Source organism: Streptomyces sp. AP-93 (assembly GCF_022808175.1).
Lineage (GTDB): Bacteria > Actinomycetota > Actinomycetes > Streptomycetales > Streptomycetaceae > Streptomyces.
Window position 1 is genome coordinate 178,887 of sequence record NZ_JALGBX010000016.1, and the last position, 21,949, is coordinate 200,835.

17 protein-coding genes and 2 pseudogenes are annotated in these 21,949 nt (G+C 68.3%); 14 read left to right on the forward strand and 5 right to left on the reverse strand.

What is annotated here, in order from left to right:
• Positions 1-5: 5 nt before the first annotated feature.
• Both MTF69_RS25685 and MTF69_RS25690 read right to left on the reverse strand, forming a co-directional pair.
• Positions 6-968: an amino acid ABC transporter permease gene (locus MTF69_RS25685; protein WP_243338159.1), complete on the reverse strand. Its 963-nt coding sequence runs from the start codon at positions 966-968 to the stop codon at positions 6-8.
• 2 nt (positions 969-970) lie between these two features.
• Positions 971-1,900, reverse strand: coding sequence for an ABC transporter substrate-binding protein (locus MTF69_RS25690; protein WP_243338161.1), 930 nt, complete (start codon positions 1,898-1,900; stop codon positions 971-973).
• Between the two features lie 337 nt (positions 1,901-2,237).
• Here MTF69_RS25690 and MTF69_RS25695 point away from each other — a divergent pair, with 337 nt between their 5' ends.
• From MTF69_RS25695 to MTF69_RS25745, 11 genes and pseudogenes are all read left to right on the forward strand, one after another.
• Positions 2,238-3,335 (forward strand): hypothetical protein, encoded by a 1,098-nt coding sequence (locus MTF69_RS25695; RefSeq protein WP_243338163.1) that lies wholly within the window; start codon positions 2,238-2,240, stop codon positions 3,333-3,335.
• A 360-nt stretch (positions 3,336-3,695) separates the two neighbouring features.
• Positions 3,696-3,911, forward strand: a complete 216-nt coding sequence (locus MTF69_RS43795; protein WP_374323780.1) for a transposase family protein — start codon at positions 3,696-3,698, stop codon at positions 3,909-3,911.
• A 253-nt stretch (positions 3,912-4,164) separates the two neighbouring features.
• Positions 4,165-4,407 (forward strand): annotated as a pseudogene (locus tag MTF69_RS25705) (arginine deiminase family protein); the annotation flags it as partial.
• Between the two features lie 289 nt (positions 4,408-4,696).
• Positions 4,697-5,479 (forward strand): CoA transferase subunit A, encoded by a 783-nt coding sequence (locus tag MTF69_RS25710; protein ID WP_243338164.1) that lies wholly within the window; start codon positions 4,697-4,699, stop codon positions 5,477-5,479.
• Complete coding sequence (locus tag MTF69_RS25715) at positions 5,479-6,132, forward strand: CoA transferase subunit B (RefSeq protein WP_243338165.1); 654 nt, start codon at positions 5,479-5,481, stop codon at positions 6,130-6,132. Before MTF69_RS25710 ends, MTF69_RS25715 begins: the two co-directional genes overlap by 1 nt.
• Positions 6,133-6,347: 215 nt before the next feature.
• A pseudogene (locus MTF69_RS25720) lies at positions 6,348-7,870 on the forward strand (PHB depolymerase family esterase).
• 235 nt (positions 7,871-8,105) lie between these two features.
• Positions 8,106-9,500 (forward strand): 3-hydroxybutyrate oligomer hydrolase family protein, encoded by a 1,395-nt coding sequence (locus tag MTF69_RS25725; protein WP_243338221.1) that lies wholly within the window; start codon positions 8,106-8,108, stop codon positions 9,498-9,500.
• Positions 9,501-9,683: 183 nt separating this feature from the next.
• A protein-coding gene (locus MTF69_RS25730) for an IS5 family transposase (protein WP_374323784.1) occupies positions 9,684-10,606 on the forward strand; the annotation gives its coding sequence in 2 pieces (ribosomal slippage) (positions 9,684-10,032 and positions 10,032-10,606; 924 coding nt in all).
• Positions 10,607-10,683: 77 nt separating this feature from the next.
• Entirely contained in the window at positions 10,684-11,469 is a 786-nt protein-coding gene (locus tag MTF69_RS25735) for a 3-hydroxybutyrate dehydrogenase (RefSeq protein ID WP_243338167.1), read from the forward strand.
• 56 nt (positions 11,470-11,525) lie between these two features.
• Positions 11,526-12,914: an MFS transporter gene (locus MTF69_RS25740; RefSeq protein WP_243338168.1), complete on the forward strand. Its 1,389-nt coding sequence runs from the start codon at positions 11,526-11,528 to the stop codon at positions 12,912-12,914.
• A gap of 157 nt (positions 12,915-13,071) precedes the next feature.
• Complete coding sequence (locus MTF69_RS25745) at positions 13,072-15,003, forward strand: GAF domain-containing protein (protein ID WP_243338169.1); 1,932 nt, start codon at positions 13,072-13,074, stop codon at positions 15,001-15,003.
• 20 nt (positions 15,004-15,023) lie between these two features.
• On the opposite strand, the gene MTF69_RS25750 is transcribed toward MTF69_RS25745, so the two are convergent.
• Together MTF69_RS25750 and MTF69_RS25755 are read right to left on the reverse strand one after the other, a co-directional pair.
• Entirely contained in the window at positions 15,024-16,820 is a 1,797-nt protein-coding gene (locus MTF69_RS25750) for an oleate hydratase (protein WP_243338170.1), read from the reverse strand.
• A 698-nt stretch (positions 16,821-17,518) separates the two neighbouring features.
• Positions 17,519-18,439: a UbiA family prenyltransferase gene (locus MTF69_RS25755; RefSeq protein ID WP_243338173.1), complete on the reverse strand. Its 921-nt coding sequence runs from the start codon at positions 18,437-18,439 to the stop codon at positions 17,519-17,521.
• 79 nt (positions 18,440-18,518) lie between these two features.
• Here MTF69_RS25755 and MTF69_RS25760 point away from each other — a divergent pair, with 79 nt between their 5' ends.
• From MTF69_RS25760 to MTF69_RS25770, 3 genes are read left to right on the forward strand one after another with little or no spacing between them, the layout of a single operon-like run.
• The gene (locus tag MTF69_RS25760) at positions 18,519-19,589 is read left to right on the forward strand and encodes a type III polyketide synthase (RefSeq protein ID WP_243338175.1); all 1,071 of its coding nucleotides are present in this window, start codon (positions 18,519-18,521) and stop codon (positions 19,587-19,589) included.
• Between the two features lie 7 nt (positions 19,590-19,596).
• Entirely contained in the window at positions 19,597-20,133 is a 537-nt protein-coding gene (locus tag MTF69_RS25765) for an isoprenylcysteine carboxyl methyltransferase family protein (RefSeq protein WP_243338177.1), read from the forward strand.
• Positions 20,130-21,158 carry an NAD(P)/FAD-dependent oxidoreductase gene (locus tag MTF69_RS25770; protein ID WP_243338179.1) on the forward strand — a complete coding sequence of 343 codons (1,029 nt, stop codon included), beginning with the start codon at positions 20,130-20,132 and terminating at the stop codon, positions 21,156-21,158. Before MTF69_RS25765 ends, MTF69_RS25770 begins: the two co-directional genes overlap by 4 nt.
• Positions 21,159-21,218: 60 nt before the next feature.
• Here the strand turns inward: MTF69_RS25770 and MTF69_RS25775 are convergent, their stop codons facing one another.
• On the reverse strand, positions 21,219-21,596 hold the full coding sequence (locus MTF69_RS25775) for a hypothetical protein (protein ID WP_243338182.1): 378 nt from the start codon (positions 21,594-21,596) through the stop codon (positions 21,219-21,221).
• Between the last annotated feature and the right edge of the window lie 353 nt (positions 21,597-21,949).

Genomic DNA, 21,949 nt, shown 5'->3' on the forward strand with positions numbered 1-21,949 from the left:
GAGGTTCACAGGGCCGTCTCCTTGGCGTTCTTCGGCCGGCGAGCCGGTCGGGTCACGGCTCCGGCGAACATCCTCCGCAGGGGCGAGACGCGCTCTCCGTGCCCGCTGCCTCGGCCGTAGCGGCGCTCCAGCCAGGCCTGCGGGATGCTGAGCAGCGTGACGAGAGCCAGGTACCAGATGCTGGCAACGACGAGCATCGGGATGACCTGGTAGTTCTGCGCGTACACGTCCTGGATGTTGGACATCAGGTCGTGGGCCGAGATGATCGACACCAGGGCGGTCATCTTCAGCATGTTGATCGTTTCGTTGCCCATCGGCGGAATGATCACCCTCATGGCCTGGGGTAGTACGATCCGCCGCATCGTGAGGGCGGGTCGCATGCCGAGGGAGTGGGCCGCCTCGGTCTGGCCGATGTCGACGGACTGGATGCCCGCGCGGACGATCTCGGAGGCATAGGCGGCTTCGTTGAGGCCAAGGGCGAGCAGCGCGGCGATGGCCGGCGTGAGCAGGGAGTTCGTCTCCACCTGGATGAAGGTGATGTCGGTGAACGGGATACCGATCAGCACGTCCTTGTAGAGGGCCGCGGCGTATCCCCAGAAGATGATCTGCACGAGCAGCGGGGTGCCGCGGAAGAACCAGACGAACAGTGAGGACATCCCGTACAGCACCGGGTTGGTGGACAGGCGCATCACCGCTACCAGGGTGCCGAGTACGAGCCCGAGTGCCATCGCCGCAACGGTGAGCCAGAGGGTGGTGACGAGCCCGTCGAAGATCAGATCGGCGAAGAGGAAATGGCCGATGATCTCCCAGTGCAGATTGCCGTTCTTCGCCAGCGAGCCCGCCACGCCCACGAGGGCGGTGACCGCCGCGATGGCAGCGATCCAACGGCCGTAGTGGCGCAGCGGCACGATCGTGAGCTGCTCGGGCGCTGGACGGTCGATGTCCGCAGGAGCTGTGGTGGTGGTCATTTCTAGTCCACCGCCGCGTTCTTGGTGGCCTCCTTGAGGGCGATCGAGGCAACGCCGTACTTGTCGAAGATCTTGGTGACGGTCCCGTCGTCGATCAAGGCCTGCAAGGCCTTCTGGATCGCGTCCGTGAGCTGGGGAAGCTTCTTGGACACTGCGATTCCGTTGGGCGAGGCACCGTAACCACCCTCCGCCGCAGGGTCGTTGACGACCTCGAAGGCGTTGCCCCCGTCGGCGGTCTTGGCGGTCCACCCGGCGGCGGGCTTCGTCTGCACCTGGGCGACGACCTTGTCCGAACGCAGGGCGAGCTGCGCGTCGGAGTCCTTGGGGAAGGTCTGGATGTCGATCTCCCCCTTGCCCGCGGCCTTGCACTTGGCCTGGTGCTCCTTGAGGAGGTCCAGCTGATTCGTCGCGGCCTGGACCGCGGCCTTCTTGCCGCACAGATCGTCCAGGTTCGTGATCTTCTCGGGGTTACCCTTGACGACCATGATCCCGGAGCCGGAAACGGAGTAGTCGACGAAGTCGACCACTGCCTGCCTCTCCTTGTTGTCGGTCATCGCCGACATCGCCGCCTCGAACTTCCCCGCCTGGATCGCGGGCACGATCCCATCGAACTTCTGCGGTGTGAAGGCGAACGTCACGCCGAGCTTGGCACCCAGGGCCTGGCCCAGGTCGTAGTCGAGGCCGGTCAGCTCCGGCTTGCCCTCGGCCACGAACATCTCGAAGGGCGCGTACGGCACATCCGTCGCGACGCGCACGGTGCCCGACTTCTTGATCTCCTGCGGCAGGGCGTCGTGCAGCGCCGCGTCCTTGGTGATCGCCACGCCCGCGATGGTGGTGGTCGCGGGCGGCTTGGCGGCACCGTCAGAGGCGTTGTCGCCGCAGGCCGAAACCGTCGCCAGGATCGCCACGCACAGGACCGAAGCCGTGGACACGCAACGGAATGACGGGGTTGGCATCACAAGTAGCCCTCTCGGAAGATCTGCCGGCGACGACTGCTGGCGTCACCGTCTGACATTCGAGGAAATTACATGGACCGCAGCCAGTTGGCTAGATGTAATGCATGTTTCATGTAGATAACGAGACTCACCTCTCCCCCAAGCAAGGAATCACAGGGCCTCCAGCTGCCAACTCCTCAGGCCGGGCCGCTCTGGATGCAACTCGCGCGTTACATCTTCCGCCACTCAAACTTGGCCTGTACTTTCCGTTCACGCAGCCTCAGTGCCTGCCCCGCTGCCTTCGGCGCGGGACCCCTCTGCACACGGAGGACTCATGAGTCCCTTCCTGCACCACACCTCCCCTACCCTCCACGCCGCCTCCCCGGCGAAGCGCCGACCCGCACACCGCATCGCCGCGTGTGTCACGGCCGCCTTGGCAGTCATCGCCGGCGGGTTCGTCCAGGCCGAACAGGCTGAAGCCGCAGCCAGCCGGATCCGCCTCGGCAGCTCCTCGGACGTCAGCCGCACAAGCTGGTCCGGCCCGGCCTTCACCATGAACGGCTCCGGCGGCGTCATCGCGGCCACCATGACGAAGGCCGTCGACTCCATCCGCGGCGGAACCGGGTCACTCGACGTGGTCGTGCTGGCCGCCTCCGCACCGGGCTCCGGAAGCAGGACCCCCGAGTGCGACGCCATCATGGGCCTGGGCGGTGTCAACTCCTGTACGACGTGGACGCTCACCAAGGCGAACGACGGCAACAACTCACAAGCCAACACCGACATACGCAACGCCGAGTTCGTCTACTTCGCCGGCGGGGACCAGTGCAAGTACGCGGCCTGGAAGAACACCTCGCTGCGGGCCTCCGTGCAGTCCGTGGTGACCAAGGGCGGCGGCTCCGGAGGAGGCAGCGCCGGCCACCACATCAACAGCTCCGTCGTGTACGACGCCTGCCAGGGAAGCATCACCTCCGCGGAGGCCATCGCCGACCCGTACGACTCCTACGCGACCTTCACCACCGGCATGTTCGACTGGCCGCACTACGCGAACACCGTCAACGACTCCCACTTCGTCACCCGCGACCGCATGGGCCGCACCATGGCCTTCGTCGCCCGCGCGATCAAGGACGGCCGCACCACCAGCGGAAAGGCCTGGGGTGTCGGCATCGAGGAAGGCGCCTCTCTCTTCATCGACAAGGACGGCCTCGCCACCCTCTCCGGCGCCAACAGCTACATCGTCCTGGGCGACCACCAGCCCGAGAAGGCCGTCTCAGGACAGCCCCTGACCTTCTCCAACTACAAGATCTGGCGGTTGACCTCCGGCCAGACCTTCGACTTCAAGAACCGCCCCACCTGCGGCTACTACCTCAGGAGCGTCACCAACGGCGTCACCGATGGCAACCTGTATAACGGCACACCCGTCACCGGCTGCTAGAGCCTGTGCATGTCGTGATCATTCGGTGGCCTCAGTAGGTCTCGATCCGTGTCTGCGGCAACGTTGTCCCCAACCAGAGTTACGAAAAGTACGTCTGAGCCCACCCACAGCGCCGGGCCAGGGCCATAGGACTGGTAGGCCCGCATCTTCAGGCACCGCGTAGTCGCCATCGGCTTTGGTCGACCCTCACCCTGGGTCGATGCCATGCAGCACGATGGCCGCCGCGAAAACCGAGGTTCTGAGCCTTCTCCAACCTGCCCGCAGCGTCGTGCTCTTGGGGGTCAAAGGCTGTACATAGTGGCGAAGCTCCTGGTAGACGGGTTATCGACCAAGATCACCCGTGTCCGCCAGGAGCTTCGCGTGCTTAGCTACCCGTCCTCGATCGATGTGTCCAGCACTACTCTGGGGCACCTGACCGAGCGGCTCGCACTGCGGCGACGGGAGATCGGTACGCGGTGGCGACGCCTGCCCGCCGACCGTAAGGCCCTGCTTGACCTGGCACACGTGCGGTGCGGCGACACCCACGCCCGGCTCGCCGCAAGGTTCGAAATCGGTATCGCGACCGTCTACCGGTAACTACGTGAACCCGCGGCCATCGACGTGCTGGCCGCACCGACGCTGGCCGAGCTGTGGAGACGGCCCGGAAGAAGGCGCTCGATCCTGGACGGCACCCTGCTGCCGATCGACCGGATCGCCGCCGGCACCCCGCTCTACTCGGCCAATACAAGCGGCACGGCATGAATGTGCAGAGAACCTCGTCGCCCTGCTCGACCCAGAGACCCGCGCGCTGGAGCCGACCCGCCGAAGAGGGACTCCGCATGGGCGAGGCAAGACTGACGGTGATGTCTACGCCTGCGAACGGCGGGGGGACAGTGGCAACGAAGCCGTCGCCATCGAGCCGGGGGTGGTGTTCACCTATGACCGCAACACCCAGACCGACATGCTACTGCGCAAGGCCGAGGTGGAGGTCATCACCATCGTAGGTGCCGAACTCGGCCGAGGGCGTGGCTGGCGCTGCACGATCTGTCCTCTCATGCCCGACCCGTCTGCTTCTGATCGAGAAGTCCGATGACGGCAGCGTTGGTCGGCATTCGCGCAGCACCTGCCATCTTGCAACCTCCTTTTGGCCCGACTCCGAAGCTCGATGCGAAGCCCGGCTCGCGGCGCCGCCCTTGTACGGAGTCGCACCCTCTGCTGTCCTGCGCCGGAGCGACCGGTCACTACCCACATTCGGGAGGTCCTTGTTGTGGGGGTGATCGCTATCGTGCGACCTCGCCCTGCTTCCTAGGCTCTCAACCAGTTGTCCGGCGGTCCTTGCTGCACCTGGCAGGGGCCGGCCGCGCGAGGTGAAGGAGCTGTGGATGAGCTTGGACAAGGTGGTTGGAGATTCGGTCGAAGCGATCGCCGATGTGTGGGAGGGTGCCTCCCTGGCGGTCGGTGGATTCGGGCTCTGCGGGATACCGGGTGTGCTGATCGAGGCGCTGCGTGAGCGTGGTGTCGGGGACCTGCGCGTGGTGTCCAACAACTGTGGTGTCGACGACTGGGGCCTGGGGCTGTTGCTGCGCGAAGGACTGATTGCGCGCATGACCAGCTCGTACGTCGGGGAGAACAAGGAGTTCGCCCGCCAGTACCTCAGCGGTGAGCTGGAGGTGGAGCTCGTTCCGCAGGGGACGCTTGCCGAGCGACTGCGGGCCGGGGGCGCGGGCATACCTGGCTTTTACACCCCGGCGGGAGTAGGTACTCAGATTGCGGACGGCGGGCTGCCGTGGCGATACCGACATGACGGAACCGTCGCCGTGTCGTCGCCCCCTAGGGAGACCAGGACTTTCGGAGACCGCGAGTACCTCCTCGAGGAGGGCATTACCACCGACTTCGCCCTCGTGCGGGCGGCGATCGGCGACCGGCACGGCAACCTCGTCTTCCACGCCTCCGCCAGGAACTTCAACCCCCTTGCCGCGATGGCGGGACGTATCACGGTGGCCGAGGTCGAGGAACTCGTCGATCCGGGCGAGATCCACCCGGACCAGATCCACCTGCCCGGCATCTTCGTCCAGCGGGTTGTGCGGGTCTCCGCAGACGATCCCGCAGCGGCGAAGCGCATCGAGCGGCGCACGACGCGGCCGCGACTCGAGGAGACCATCTGATGGCCCTGACACGCGAGCAGATGGCGGCCCGCGCCGCCCGGGAGCTGCGGGACGGCTCGTACGTCAACCTGGGCATCGGGTTGCCGACCTTGATCCCCAACCATCTGCCGGAAGGTATCGACGTCGTACTCCACTCGGAGAACGGAATCCTGGGCGTTGGTCCGTACCCGTACGAGGAGGACGTCCACCCCGACCTGATCAACGCGGGCAAGGAGACGGTGACGACCGCCGCGGGAGCTTCGTCCTTCGACTCCGCGCTCTCCTTCGGGATGATCCGCGGCGGGCATATCGACGTCGCCATTCTGGGTGCGATGCAGGTGTCGGCCTTCGGTGACCTGGCCAACTGGATGATCCCGGGGAAGATGGTCAAGGGGATGGGCGGAGCCATGGACCTGGTCCACGGCGCCCGGCGGGTGATCGTGCTGATGGAGCACACGGCACGGGACGGCTCGCACAAGCTGGTGGAGGAGTGCACGCTTCCGCTCACCGGATGGGGTGTGGTGCACCGGGTCATCACCGACCTTGCGGTGATCGACATCTCCAAGTCCGGCCTGTTGCTGCGCGAGGTCGCCTCCGGCGTGAGTGTGGACGAGGTGCGAGCGGCGACAGGCGCTGAACTGGCAATCGCGGCAGACCTGACCGTTTGTGTCTGAGCTGCGGGGCGCACCGCTTAGCAGGACGGCAGAGATGACGCAACGGGTCAGAGAGCGCAGGCGTTTCGCCGGGCTGTGGGGCGCAGCACCATTCTGAGTCGGCGGTCATCGATCTTACGGTTACGGGCACACCAGTTTCGGCCACCCGTAAGGATGGCCGGGCTGGGTGGCGTGATCTGATCCGATCGCGCGTCACGCCCGCACATGGAGCCGCCATGCTGTCACGCGCCGTACGTCCGAAGCCGCTGTCGCCCGAGGCATCACGTCGTCCCGCGGAGGGGAGGGGACGATGGCGCCGCGCCATGAGCCGGGCGACATCTGTCGTGGCGCTGGCGATGGGAGCGGCGATCCTCTCGCCGGCCCCCGCGCCGGCCGCAGAGTCAGTTGCCTCGCTGGAGAAGGTCAGCAGTTTCGGTGCCAATCCGGGCTCGCTGAACATGTACGTGTACCGGCCTTCTGGCCTTCCGGCCAACCCGGCGGTGGTGGTGGCGCTGCACGGTTGTACCCAGACCGCCCAGATCTACGCCGACAACTCCGGCCTGACCAAGTTCGCCGACCAGCACCGATTCATGCTGGTCTTCGCCGAGACGACATCAGTCAACAACGGCAGCCAGTGCTTCAACTTCTTCGAGCCCGGGGACAACCGGCGTGGGCAGGGTGAAGCCGCCTCGATCCGCCAGATGGTCACACACGCCGGTTCCGCCTATGGCACCGACCCGGCACGCGTGTACGTCACTGGTTTGTCGGCCGGCGGCGCCATGACGTCAGTGATGCTTGCCACGTACCCCGAGGTGTTCAAGGCGGGCGCGGTCATCGCCGGAATTCCGTATGCCTGCCCAACAGCGTGTCAGCCGCCTACACATGCATGAGTCCCGGCATGGACCGGACACCTTCGGCCTGGGCCCAGGGGGTACGCGACGCGAACCCCGGCTACAGCGGCCCCTGGCCGAAGGTGGCGGTATGGCACGGTGACAACGACACCAAGGTCGTACCGAAGAACGCGGTGGAACTGCGTGACCAGTGGACCGCGATCCACGGTCTGGACCAGAGCCCGGACCGCACGTCCGCCATAGGGCCCAACCAGACCCGCCGAGACCAGTACCTCGCGGGGGACGGGACAGTCGCTGTCGAGGTCAACATGGTGCCCTCCATCGCGCACGGCACCCCCGTCGACCCGGGCAGCGGCGCCCAGCAGTGCGGCGCAACCGGGACGGCGAACTTCATCCGCTCGATCTGCTCCAGCTACTGGATCACCGGGTTCTTCGGCCTGGACAGCTCCGCCCCGGCCCCCGGAGGGCTGCCCGCACCGAGCGGTCTGGCCGCCACCGGCACGACCGAAACCTCCGTCACCCTGAACTGGAGCAGCGTGAGCGGCTCCACGTCCTACGCGCTGTACCGGGACGGCGCCCGCGTCGCCACACCCACCGCTCCCCCGTTCACCGACACAGGCCTGAGCCCGGGCAGCAGCCACACCTACAGCGTGGCCGCCCGTGACGCGGCCGGCTCCGAGGGAGCCCGCTCCGCACAGATCACGGCCACCACCACGGGCGCCGCCCCGACCTGCTGGACAGCGAACAACTACCAGCAGGTCCAGGCCGGACGGGCCACCACCGACGGCAGCTATGCCTACGCGAAGGGCTCGAACCAGAACATGGGTCTCTACAACACCTTCGTCACGCACACCCTGAAGGAGTCACCGGCCGGCTACTACGTCATAGCCGACGGCAACTGTCCCTGACGTTCGCAGGGGATCTCGTGGCGGTGGGCGGGAGCTTCGCCCACCGCCCGTGGTGCGGAGCCCCACCCACCGGACCGCGGCTGTGGGGATCGCACCCCTGACTCGGGCGGTGTCCTGCGCAATAGCGTCCCGCTTGCCCGCAGACGCCACTCAACCGGAGGTACTTGTGCCCCCCGTCGTCACATCAGCAGCACAGTGGTCGCAAGAGCCGAGGCCAACGCGCCGTAGCAGAACGATTCGGCAGGCCATCGCGGCAGCAGCGGCGCTCCTCACCATCGCCGCCGTCCCGGCCGCTGCCCAGCACCGGAGCGAGGCGGAGGCCAACAGCTCAGGTCACTGCGCGACGATTTCGTGGCTGAGAGTGCCCGGTGCCGAACGGCAGGACAACTCTTGCCTGGATGAGCTCACCACGGCCGGGACCGTTGCCTCCGGGCATACCGACAAAGCCGACTGGGCGGGTCTGACCCCGGCCGGCCTGGCCGTGCCGAGCGGTGTCCCCGGTATCCAGATCGACGGATACTTCCCGGACACCTCGACCACCAACACCAACCACGGCTGGCAGCACGACGCGCAATTCGTGATCCGGTTGCCCGACCGCTGGAACGGCGGACTCGTCATCGCGGGCTCTCCGGGAGTGCGTGAGCAGTACGCCAACGACCGGGCCATCGGGGACTGGGTTCTCGCGCGCGGATACGCGTTCGCGGCGACTGACAAGGGCAACACCGGAGTGGCCTTCCATCGAGACGGTGCCGCACCCGGTGAGGCCATCGCCGAGTGGAACAGCCGGGTCACCGAGCTCACCCGCGCCGCCCGCGCTGTGGTCGCACAGCGATACTTCCGGCCCCCCTCCCGCACCCTCGCCACGGGCATGTCCAACGGCGGCTACCTCGTGCGGTGGCAGCTGGAGAACCATCCCGAGCTCTACGACGGCGGCGTGGACTGGGAGGGCACGCTCTGGAGGGAGGAAGGGCCGAACCTGCTCACCTTCCTTCCGCCAGCCCTGCGCGCGTATCCCGCCTACGCGGCCGGAGGCGACGGTGCGGACCGGGCCCATCAGGAGATGACCGCCGCCGGCTTCCCCGCAGGCTCAGAGTTCCTGTGGCCCTTCCACCACCAGTACTACTGGGACGTGACCCAGCGGATCTACCGCGAAGAGCTGGATCCGGACTACGACGGCGCCCAGGAGGCCGGAACCCCGTTCTGCGCGCCCGCCACGCCTGCCTGCGACGCCGACTACGACTACGGCTCCCGGCCGCAGAGCGTCCGCAACGCGGTATCGAAGATCGCCCTCACCGGCAAGATCGGCAAACCCCTGATCACCCTGCACGGCACCCTCGACGTGCTGCTGCCCATCGGCCAGGATTCCGACGTCTACGCCCGGATGGTGAGCGACGCAGGCCGCGGCCACCTCTTCCGCTACTACCGCGTCGAGGCGGGAACCCACGTCGACTCGCTGTACGACGCCTTCCCCGACAAACTCCGGCCACTGACACCCTGCCACCGCTCCGCCTTCACCGCACTCGAGAGCTGGCTCGGCCGCGGTCAGCAGCCGCCACCCAGCCGAACCCTGCCCCGCCCCGTCAGCGCGACCCCCGAAAGCCTGCTCACCGCCTGCCGCCTCGACTCTTAGCAAGCTGTTCCAGCCAGTACCCGGAGCAGGATCCCTTGGTAGGGGGATCCTGCTCTTCTGTGTCCGCTACCTACCTCAATGTCCGCCCTGCGGCCCTCGGCTCCGCTCCTGCTTGGACTAGGCAGTGTCTGATGGCTCTTGCTCGGATGGTGGATCTTCGGCTGGTCCGGGCAAGAGTCGGTCATGGTGCGTCGGCATGAACTGACGAATGCTCAATGGGATCGGATAGCCCCGCTGCTGCCGGAAACCGGTATCCCAGGCGGTCGATGGGCCGACCATCGCACCGTCGTTAACGGTGTGCTCTACCGGACGCGGACCGGGATTCCCTGGCGTGACCTGCCCGAACGCTACGGATCCTGGCAGACCGTCTACGAACGCCACCGCCGCTGGTCAGCGGACGGCACCTGGTCGAATATCCTGCGTGCCTTGCAGGCCGGAGCCGATGCGACCGCCCAGGACTCGGATGGTTCATGGGCGGTCAACGTCGACTCCACGTCCTGCCGGGCCCACCAGCACGCGGCCGGGGCTCGGCACGCGGCCCCGGCCGACCACCCCGAAAAAGGGGCGGCACGCGTGTGGATCCAGAGGGCCGCGAGGCCCTGGGACGCTCCCGGGGCGGACTGACCAGCAAGGTCCACCTCCTGGCGGACGACCGCTGCCGCCCCCTGATCTGGCTGACCTCGCCGGGCCAGCGCGGGGACAGCCCGATGTTCATCCCACTCATGGAAGCCCTGAACCTGGCCCGCCGCGGGCCCGGGCGACCCCGAACCCGGCCGGACCGAGCCCGCGGCGACAAGGCCTACTCGAGCCGTGCCAACCGTTCCTACCTGCGCAAACGCGGGATCAAAGCAACGATTGCGCAGCCGGACGACCAACGCTCGAAGCGCCGCAGGCGCGGCCGGGCCGGCGGCCGACCGCCAGCCTTCGACCGCGACCAGTACCGCCAGCGCAACACCGTCGAACGTTGCATCGGGAAGCTGAAACAGCACCGGGCCGTCGCGACTCGATACGACAAACGCGACTACATCTTCAACGGCACCCTGGCCACAGCAGCCATCGTGATCTGGCTCCGCGACCTCATCAAAGAGCCATCAGACACTGCCTAGTCCACCACACCGACGGTTGCGACTATGGGGGATGCACACATGGGAGTGACGCTTGCGTATCGCGCATGATTCCGGCCATGACAAGCGGAAGCACTCCCCCGATCGGTGGGACAGCAGGTGTCGACCTGGCGGGCCGAACCGCCATGGTGACCGGCGCCGGCAGCGGAATCGGCCGGGCCTGCGCCACCGTGCTCGCCACCGCCGGAGCACTCGTACACGTGGTGGACATCGACACGGAGGCCGCCAAGGCGGTCGCCGAGGAGATAGGCGGCCGGGCGCACGCGGTGGACCTGGCCCAGAGCCACTGCGTGGACACCCTGCCCGCCGACATCGACATCTTGATCAACAATGCCGGGCTCCAGCACGTGTCCCCCCTGATCGACTTCCCCTCGGAGCGGTTCGAACTCATCCAGAAGGTCATGGTCCTCGCCCCCTTCCTCCTGATCCGCCGGACGCTGCCCCACATGCGCGCACGCGGATGGGGCCGGATCATCAACATCTCCAGCGTGCACGGCCTGCGGGCCAGCGCGTTCAAGGCCGGATATGTGACCGCGAAGCACGCCCTCGAAGGGCTGAGCAAGGTCGCGGCCCTTGAAGGCGCCCCTCACGGGATCACCAGCAACTGCATCAACCCGGGCTACGTTCGCACGCCCCTGGTCGAGCAGCAGATCGCAGCCCAGGCCTCTGCGCACGGCATCGACGCCGACCAGGTCGTGGGTGAGGTCATGCTGGGCCGCTCCGCGATCAAGAGGTTGATCGAACCGGAGGAAGTCGCCGCCGTTTCCACATGGCTCTGCGGACCGCACACCGGCTACATCACCGGCACCTCGATACCCGTGGACGGCGGCTGGACCGCTGCCTGAAGAACCTCCCCGTCTACCTCCCAACTCCGCTCTCAGCGAAATGTGGTAACCCCGCCATGACAACTCAGGCAACCCCGGCACCCAGAGGCGGCATCGGCCGCGTCATCAGCGCCAGCCTCATCGGCACCACCATCGAGTGGTACGACTTCTTCCTCTACGGTTCCGCCGCCGCCCTCGTCTTCAACAAACTGTTCTTCCCCAGCAGTGAGCCGCTGGTCGGAACCCTCCTCGCCTTCCTGACCTACGCGATCGGCTTCGCTGCCCGCCCGCTGGGCGGCCTGGTCTTCGGCCACTACGGCGACAAGATCGGCCGCAAGAAGCTCCTCGTCCTCAGCCTGCTCCTGATGGGCGGCGCCACCTTCGTCATGGGCCTGCTGCCCACCCACGCCAGCATCGGCGTCGGTGCTCCCATCCTGCTGACGGTGCTGCGCCTGATCCAGGGCTTCGCGCTCGGCGGCGAGTGGGGCGGCGCCGTCCTGCTCGTCTCCGAGCACGGCGACGACAAGAACCGCGGCTTCTGGGCCTCCTGGCCCCAGGCCGGCGCACCCGGCGGCAACCTGCTGGCCACCGGCGTGCTCGCCCTGCTGGCCGCCGTCCAGTCCGAGGAGGCCTTCCTCGCCTGGGGCTGGCGGATCCCGTTCCTGCTCTCCGGCGTTCTGGTCGTGATCGGCCTGTGGATCCGTGTATCGGTCTCCGAGTCCCCCGTCTTCCTCGAAGCCCAGGCGAAGGCCGCCGAACAGGCCGCCGCGGGCGTCAAGGAGAAGCCGCCGATCGCCGAGGTATTCCGTTCGAACTGGCGGGGAGTCCTCACCGCGATCGGCACCCGCCTCGGAGAAAACATCTCCTACTACATCATCACCGCGTTCCTGCTCGTCTACGTCACCACCCACCTGGGACTGTCGAAGAGCCAGGGGCTGAACGCAGCTCTCATCGGCTCCGCCATCCACTTCATCACGATCCCGGCGTGGGGAGCGCTGTCCGACCGCATCGGCCGCCGCCCGGTCACTCTGATCGGCTCGGTCGGCATGATCGGCTGGGCGTTCGTCTTCTTCACCATGCTGGACACCAAGTCCTTCCCCGCCATCGCCACGGCGGTCACCATCGGGCTCGTTCTCCACGGCGCGATGTACGGACCGCAGGCCGCCTTCATCTCCGAGATGTTCGACACCAAGGTCCGCTACTCCGGCGCCTCAATGGGCTCCCAGCTCGCCTCCATCATCGGCGGCGCGCTCGCCCCGATCATCGCGGTGGCCCTGCTCGACGGCTACGGCTCGTCGCTGCCGATCTCGATCTACCTCGCCGCGGCGGCTGTCGTCACCACCCTGACCGTCCTGGTGGCCAAGGAGACCCGCGGGCGCAGCCTGGCCCAGAACCACAACTCGGCCACTGAGACGGTCCCCGGCAGTCGCCGGCCCGAGCACGACTCGATCTCAGCCGACAGCTGAGCTCCGGTTGCCCGCCGCCCCGCCACCGTCCTCCCCTCGGAAGCGGCGAAGTACGGCGGGCAACCGCGTTAGCCGATTCCTTCCCAGCCTGCCCGGCCACCAGCAGAACTGCTGGTGCACCACACACCACCGCTGCCAGAACCACGGAGAGCGCCCCATGCCCCCCACCGTGAAGAACACCGGCGACGGGTCGGCATGGACCGCCCTGCGGCATCTGCTGGACCTACTGGCGCAGGACGCGCCCCCCGAGCACTTCACGCGAGCGGCCGAGGCAGCCCAGGACGCACACGTCTCCGATTCCGAGGCCGCGGCGATCGCGGAGGCCACCCAGGTGGCCCTCCGCATCCGGCGGACCCTCAGCCAGCACCGACGCCGCGAGGCCGAGCTCGCGGCGCTCTTCGACACCGCCGGCGACCTCGCAGGGCTCAGAGACCTGGATGCCGTGCTCAGGGCGATCACGCATCGGGCCAAGCTGCTCCTCGGCACGGACGTGACCTACCTGTCCCTCAACGACGAGGAGGCGGGCGACACATACATGCGGGTGACCGACGGGAGCGTTTCCGCGGCGTTCCAGCAGGTGCGACTGGGCATGGGCGAGGGCCTGGGCGGTCTCGTCGCCGAATCGGCCCGGCCGTACACCACCGGCGACTACAGCGAAGATCCCCGCTTCAAGCACACCACCACCATCGACAGTGCCGTCATGGAGGAGGGGCTACGGGCCATCCTCGGCGTGCCGCTTCGCCTGGGCACCCGGGTGATCGGTGTCCTCTACGCGGCGGACCGTACCGCTCGGACCTTCACACCGGACGAAGTCGCTCTGCTCTCCTCACTGGCCGACCACGCCGCGATCGCCATCGATAGCGCTCGCCTGCTGGATGAGACCCGCTCCGCGCTGGTCGAGCTCAACGCGGCCTCGCAAACCATAGAGGCGCACAGTGAGGCCATGCGGCGGGCCGAAGACGCTCACGACCGGCTCACCGACCTCGTACTCCGCGGAGGGGGCATCACGGAGGTCGCGACGGCCATTGGCACTGTTCTCCAGGGCGGGACCCTCATCCACGACGCGGACGGGGCAGAACTCGCCCGGGCGGGCGCGGACTCCGAGCCCCCCTCGGCGAAGGCGGTCGCCGCATCCCGAGCCGGCGGCCGGGCCGTCCCCGTCCAAGGAACCTGGGTGTGTGCCGTTCTCGCCGGACACGAACTCCTCGGCAGCATCGCACTGACCGGCCGCGCCGACCTCGGCGAAGCGGACCGACGCCTCTTCGAGCGCGCCAGCGTCGTCACCGCCCTGCTCCTGCTCCTGCGCCGCTCCGTCGCCGAAGCCGAGGATCGCGTACGCGGCGAGCTCCTCGGCGACCTGCTCTCCCGTGCGGCGGACTCGACCAGCCTGACTGCCCGTGCCCGCAGGCTCAAAGTGAACCTCAACCATCCGCACACGGTGTTCGTACTCCACGCCGACGCCGTGCTCCGGCAACGCCTGCTCGCCGCTGCCTCCCGCACCGCACACACCCGCAAGGGACTCGCCGGACTGCACCACGACAACGTGGTCCTCGTCTGCCCGTCAGATTCCCCCGGCCCGGACGCCCGGCATCTGGCAGACGAACTGAGCCAGGCCGCCGCTGCCCCGGTCACCATCGGCGCCGCAGGTCCCGTCACCGGGCCGGCGGGCTTCGCCGACGCCCACGCCGAAGCCCACCGCTGCTTGGGAGCCCTCCGCGCCCTGGGCCACAGCGGTACGGGGGCCACACTGTCCGACCTGGGCTTCCTCGGCGTCCTCCTCGGAGACCAGACGGACCTGATCGGCTACGTGGAGCAGACCCTGGGCCCCGTGATCGAGTACGACGCCAAACGCGGCACCAACCTCGTCCACACCCTTCACGTGTACTTCTCCGTCGGCATGAGCCAGTCCAAGGCGAGGGAGGCCCTCCACGTACACATCAACACGGTGGTGCAGCGCCTGGACCGCATCGGACAGCTCCTCGGCCGTGACTGGCAAACCCCTGAGAGGGCTCTGGAGATCCAGCTCGCCCTGCGCGTTGCCCGGGTGTCATCCGTGGGTGGGATCGGAAACGGCCGGGAGGACGGGTGAAGGCCCCGGACCGGCTTCTCCTATTCCGTGTCGGGGATGAGGCCGAACTCCGTCAGCAGTTCGCCGATCTCGGTGGAGTCCAGCTTGCGCAGTAGTTGCTTGCGGAGGATCTCGGGGCCTGGCAGGTGGAGTGTCTCGCCATCCCGTAGCCGGCTGGCGGCGTCGAGTAGTCTGCGGATGTCATAGGTGGAGTTGAACACTTCCGGGACGCCGCGTTCGATGCCGAGTAGCTGGTAGGCGGCTTCCATGCCTGTGCGTACGGAGTACTCGGTGGTGAAGATCGTGTCACGGGTGGTCTCGGCGAACTGGCCGATGAACGCGAAGTTCACCGCTGTCCGCGGTACCACGTCAGGTCGGTCACCGGCCCGGCGGGGCAGGAAGAAGGCCGTGACGTAGGGCATCATCACCGGCACGCACGTAGCGCCGTGCGCCGCGAGTTCGCTGATCTCGTCGGTGGGTGCGCCTAGGTGATAGAGCCACTCCTGCGTGATCTCTTCCCCGGTGCAGTCCTGCATCGGCTTTTTCACGTAGTCGCCGGGGCGGTCCGTGAACAGCCCGTAGAGCCATACGACGATCTGGTCGGCCGGCTGCTGTTTGAAGTGGGGCTGTCGGTTGACGGTCCAGCTCATGAGCCAGCTGGAGTCCCTGATCGTAACGATGCCACCGGTGACGACCTTCCCGCTGAACGGGTCGCGTTTGGCGATGTTCTGGATCAGTTTGGGGATCCGGGGGTCGAGTGTGGTGACGGTGGCCGACTCCCATTTACTTTCGGCGATGTTGCCGCAGAACACCTCGGGGCGGCCGAACGTGTCATCGTGGCTTGCGATCTTCCGCCACAGGTCCCATGCCGGGGCCGGGCCCTCATTCAGGCGGGCGGCGGTGTGGTGGTCGCCGCTGTCCGAGTTCTCGGTGAGGGAGCCGATGGTCGTGAACACCAGGTCGTCCGCTCCGAGGTCGACTCCCCCCGCCTCTCCCGCGGAGATCCAGTGGATACGGGTCGCCTGCTTCCGGTCCGGGGTGATGTCAAAGCTGATGTCGGTGACCTCGGTGTCGAGCTGGAATGTCACGCCCTGGCCTACCAGCCACCGGGTCAACGGGAGCACGAGCGACTCGTACTGGTTGTACTTGGTGAACTTCAGCGTGGACAGGTCGGGAAGACCGCCGACGTGGTGGATGAAGCGGTGCAGGTACAGCTTCATCTCCAGGGCGCTGTGCCACTCCTCGAAGGCGAACATCGTGCGCCAGTACAGCCAGAAGTGGCTGTCCAGGAAGTCTCGGCCGAGGACTTCATTGATGCGTTTGCCCTCCATCTCCTCGCGAGTGGCGAGGAAGATCCTCAAGATGTCCTTCTGCGCACGCTCGCTGAGGGCGAACAGTCCGTCGGTGTGCGCGTCCTGCCCCTGGTTCTCGGTGACCCGCTGCAGGGAGAAGTTGGGGTCGTCCTTGTTCAGCCAGTAGAACTCGTCGAGGACCGAGGCGCCCTCGATCTCGATCGAGGGGATGGACCGGAACAGGTCCCAAAGGCACTCCATGTGGTCTTCCATCTCGCGGCCGCCGCGAATGACGAAGCCCTTCTCCGGCTCTTTGATGCCGTCCAGAGCGCCCCCCGGAAGTTTCTGCTGTTCCAGGACGGTGATCTTGTCGCCGCTCATACGTCCGTCGCGGATGAGGAAGGCGGCGCCGGCGAGCGAAGCGATTCCGGAGCCCACGAACCAGGCGGTCTTCCGCTCCACCCCCTCAGGCTTGCGCGGCCGCGCGAACGCCTCGTAGTTCCCGCTGCTGTAGTACACGGCTACCGCCTCTTCCTTCAGGGACATCTTGTGGTTCTCAGCGCCCGAGTGTCACTATCTGCACCTTATGTCGACATAGGGCAGTATCTTAGGAATGCGCAATTCCGGCGATAAGGAATCTACCTACCCCGACGCGCGAAGGCCGGACAACACGTCAGCGCCCAGGCGGCCCAAACCCGCGATCACGACCCTCGTCGGTAGCCGTGGACCGTAGTGGCCAGTTCCTCCGGTCGGCGAGCGGGCCAGTAGCGGTCAGCTTCTATGGAGCCAGACTGGTTCACCACCGAGTCGCGGTCCGGCGAACGCGCGCCAACGCCTCGCGGCCGACGTCTACTTGTCCGCCCCGACCTCGGTCGCCAGCAGGCCGATGACCAGCTCCCTCGCCGGTGAGCCTGACCGGACCGCTGCGACGCCTGAGCGTGTCCACCAGACCGGCAACGGATTCGTCCGGCTCATCCGTCGCTGGACACGGCCCGGCTCGTCCTGGGCCAGCCGCCACCGCCCTGGCCGCCCGCGCCCCGTACGCGCTGCTCGCCGCAAACGCGATCCCCAGCTGCCCCCGTGGGCCTCCGCCGTCGTCGGCCGGCGCCCTGCGGCCGGCTCGACGGCGACCTGCGTACGCCTGTCAGGGCACGCCCTGACAGGCACGATCCGTTGGGCGACTGCCCCGCCGCATAGGCCAGTGCGCTGAGCCGGTTCGCCGGACATCCAGCCGGAGGGCTCGCTCAGCCGGTTGCCAGGGCGTGTCCGGCCAGGACCAGGAGTACGGCGTCGGCTCCGGCCAGGGCCAGGATGATCAGGAAGGGCATCCGGCCGCGGGCGAGGGCGGGCGGTGCGGCCAGTGCCGCCAGGCACAGGGCCAGTGTCACGCCCAGCAGCAGCCGACCGGCAAGGGCCACCGGGCCGGGCGGACCGAAGGTCACCACCGTGCAGGAGACGAAGGCGAGACCCGCGGCCATCGCGATGGACCCGCGTCGCCCCAGTCGCTGAGGGAGCCCCAGCACACCGCCCGCGATGTCCTCGTCGATGTCGGGCAGGGCATTGGCGAAGTGGGCACTGGTCCCCAGCAGAGCCGCTGCCGCAGTGAGCCACACCGGGGGCCATCCGGCCGATGGCGAGGTCAGGGCCAAGGTCAGGAAGGCGGGAAGCAGCCCGAAGGCGATGGTGTACGGCAGCCATGAGGCGGGCGTGTGCTTCAGCCACAGGTTGTACGACCAGGCTGCGGTCACGCAGCCGATGTGGACCCAGCCGGCCCGGGCTCCGCAGGCCAGCGACAGCGGGACGCAGGCGAGTAGGGCCGCACAGGCGGCTGCGGTCACCGCTCCGGGCCGTACTTCCCCCGTGGCGAGCGGCTTGTCGAGGCGGCCGGCTGCCACGTCGCGCCGCATGTCCAGCCGGTCGTTGCACCAGCCGATCGACAGCTGGCCCGCGGCGACCGCGGCCACCGCGGTGGTTCCGGCGACGGGTCCGAGCCCGACGGCGGCGGCCAGCAGCGCCGTGAGGAGGGTGACGGCGGCGGCAGGCACGGGATGACTGGCCCTCAGGACCCCCGGGAAGCCCACGCGGGCGAGGCGCCGGGCCATCGCCGACCCCGCGGGCGCGGCGGCCGCGGTGGCTCCTTCGTCGGTGGTGGTGATGATGGGCACCGCACCACGCTATGGGTCCGGCGCGCCCGTGGCGGCTGTGTTCAGCGTGCCTGCGCCCTGCTGTCCCTATGTTGGACCAATGACACGGGTCCTCGGGGTGAGCACGGCGTTCCCGCCCCATCGCTACTTGCAGCAGGAGATCACCGACGTCCTCGCTTCCTGCCTGCCGTCCGGGGCCGACAGCGCGCTCCTGCGCCGGCTGCACGGCGCGGCCCAGGTGGAGACGCGCCACCTCGTCCTCCCCCTGGACGCGTACCGGAGGCTCGGCGGCTTCGGTAACACCAACCGCCTGTTCGTCGAACTCGCCGTCGCCCTGGGCGCCGAAGCGGTCGAGCGGGCACTCGACGAGGCGGGGGTGCGCGCCGAGGAGATCGACCTGGTCGTCTCGACGACTGTGACCGGCATCGCGGCGCCCTCCGTGGAGGCCCGGCTGGCTGCTCGGGTCGGCCTGCGGCCCGACGTCAAGCGGGTACCGATGTTCGGACTCGGCTGCTCCGCCGGTGCGGCGGGGCTGGCCCGGGTCCACGACTTCCTCGCCGGCCATCCGGACGGTACGGCGCTCTTGCTGTCCACGGAACTGTGCTCGCTGACTTTGCAGCCGACGGACACCTCGATGGCGAACCTGGTGGCGGGAAGCCTGTTCGGAGACGGGGCCGCCGCTCTGGTGGCGGTTGGCGGCGACCACGCTTCCGCGACAGCGCGAGCGGCCGGCGCGTCCGGGCCGGTGGTAGCGGCCACGCGCAGCCGCCTGTACCCGGGGACCGGGCATCTCCTGGGCTGGGACGTCGGCGACTGGGGTTTCCGCATGGTTCTCGGCCGGGAGGTCCCCGAGCTCGTCCGGCTGCACGTGGCGGAGGAGATCGAGTCCTTCCTCGCCGCTCACGACCTCAAGCCCCGGGACGTCACGGCCTGGATCTGCCATCCCGGTGGCCCGAAGATCCTCGACGCGCTCGCCGACGAGCTCGGCCTGCCGGACTCTGCCCTGGCCCCCTCCCGCAGGGCGCTGGCCGCCACGGGGAACCTGTCCTCCGCCTCGGTGCTGCACATCCTGCGCGACACCCGGGCCGCAGCGCCGCCGCCGGGATCGTCAGGCCTGATGATCGCCTTCGGGCCGGGCTTCTCCTCCGAACTCGTCCTGCTGGCCTGGTGATTGCGCCATGACGCCGTACACCTTGCTGATCTTGCTGGTCATCGCGGAACGATTCGCGGAACTCTTTGTGGCGCGCCGCAACGCGGCCTGGAGCCGGTCCAGGGGCGGGCTCGAGTACGGGGCCGGGCACTACCCGGCGATGGTCGCCCTGCACACGGCCCTGCTGCTCGGCTGCCTCGTGGAGCCGTGGGCGGCCGACCGCCCCTTCCTGCCCCTGCTCGGCTGGCCCGCCCTCGTCCTCGTGCTGGCCGCCCAGGGGCTGCGGTGGTGGTGCATCGGCGCCCTGGGCCTCCGCTGGAACACCCGCGTGCTGATCGTCCCCGACCTTCCGCTGATCACGCGCGGTCCCTATCGGTACCTGCGTCACCCCAACTACCTGGCCGTCGTCGTCGAGGGAATGGCCCTTCCCCTGGTGTTCAGCGCGTGGGTGACCGCCCTTGGCTTCACGCTGCTGAACGCCGCCCTGCTGACCGTACGCATCCGCTGCGAGGACGACGCACTGGCGCCCACACGCCCGCTACCCGCCCTGGAGGCGGCTCCGTGATCGACCTCCTCGTGGTGGGCGGCGGCCCCGCGGGCCTGGCCACCGCGATCCACGGAGCGCTCGCCGGGCTCGACGTCGTGGTCGCCGAACCGCGTCCCGCGCCCATCGACAAGGCCTGCGGAGAGGGCCTGATGCCGGGCGCGGTGCGCGCGTTGGAGGCGCTGGGCGTGGAGGTGCCCGGCTGGCCACTGCGCGGCATCCGCTACGTGGACGCCGCCGGCGAACGGCACGCCGAAGCGGTGTTCCAGGCGGGCCACGGCCTCGGCGCGCGCCGCACCGTGCTGCACGAGGCACTCGCCGCCCGGGCCGCCCAGCTGGGCATCCCGATCGTCCCGCGCCGTGTTCGCCGGGTGAGCCAGAATGACGCGTACGTCATGGCGGACGGGATGGCCGCCCGCTATCTCGTGGGAGCGGACGGACTGCACTCGCCGACCCGGCGAGCGCTCGGGCTGGGCGTGCGCCCGGCCGGGCAGCGGCAGCCTCCGCGGTACGGACTGCGGCGCCACTACGCCGTCGAGCCGTGGAGCGACCTGGTGGAGGTGCACTGGTCGGCCGACTGCGAGGCGTACGTCACCCCGCTGGACCGGCACCAGGTCGGTATCGCCGTCCTGACATCCGAACAGCTCCCGTACGACGCCCAACTGGCCCGATTCCCGCTGTTGGTCTCCCGGCTCGGCACGGCCGACCGGACCCCTGTCCGAGGCGCGGGTCCGCTCCGCCAGCAGGCCCGCTCCCGGGTAGCCGGGCGGGTCCTGTTCGTGGGCGACGCCGCCGGGTACGTCGACGCGCTGACGGGCGAGGGCCTCGCCCTCGCCCTGACGGCCGCCGGCGAACTCGTGCGCTGCCTGCTCGAGGAACGGCCGCAGGCGTACGAACACGCGTGGTGCCGACTGTCGCGCAGTTACCGGCTCCTGACGACGTCCCTGCTGTGGGTGCGGAACCAGCCCCGGCTGGCTCCGCACATCACCCCGGCCGCGGCCCGCTTCCCCAGCCTGTTCCAGCACGCAGTGAACCTGCTGGCGTGACCACCAGCCGGACCGGGCGCAGTCCCCTCGGCCTCCTCCCCGACCTCTGCGGACGGAGAGTCACTTCCCGTCGGTGATGTAGTAGTCGTCCTTGAGGTATTCCAGGACGTAGCTGCCGAGGTCTTCCTCGGAGAAGGTGGCGGAGGACCTGACCGCTTCGAGCGGCATCTCGATCGTGTCGAGTGTGCGCACCTGAACGCGCTGCGGATCCACCGTCGCGGTGCGCAGGGCCTTCTTCTGCGCGGGTGAAATCATCTGGAACACGATCGCGTACGTCGTCGTGCACGGACCGAACCCCTGGTCCTCTGCCTTCTTCGCGCCTGGCCCGGCCACCTCGCAGACCGTGCCGATGTCCTCACGACCGAGTCCGTGGAGGTACTGCTCGTACCGCTGGATCGCGCGCTCCTTCGTCCTGGGCGCGGGCAGGTCAGCGCTCACAGCGGCCGAAGGCTGCTCGGTTCCGGCGGATGCGGACGGCGTGCCCGACGGTGCGTTCGCCGGTGTGGACGCGGACTGCCGCGAAGGTTTCGCCTCGGCCCTCTCCTTCGCTTCGTCCGGACCGCACCCGCACGTCGTCAGCGCCACGCATGCGGTTACCGCTGCCACGCTCACCATCGCCCGCGACTTCATCAGATCCCCTCCGCCAGCCGACTGCCCATCAAGGACTCACGCGCGATCACGCCGGACGGTTCCCGACCCCCGACCCGCTGTTCACATGAGGCCTTCCCTCCTCCCCGCGGTCGTGTCGATTCGATCTTCGTGAGCATGCGGCGTGAGCACAGGGCAGCGAA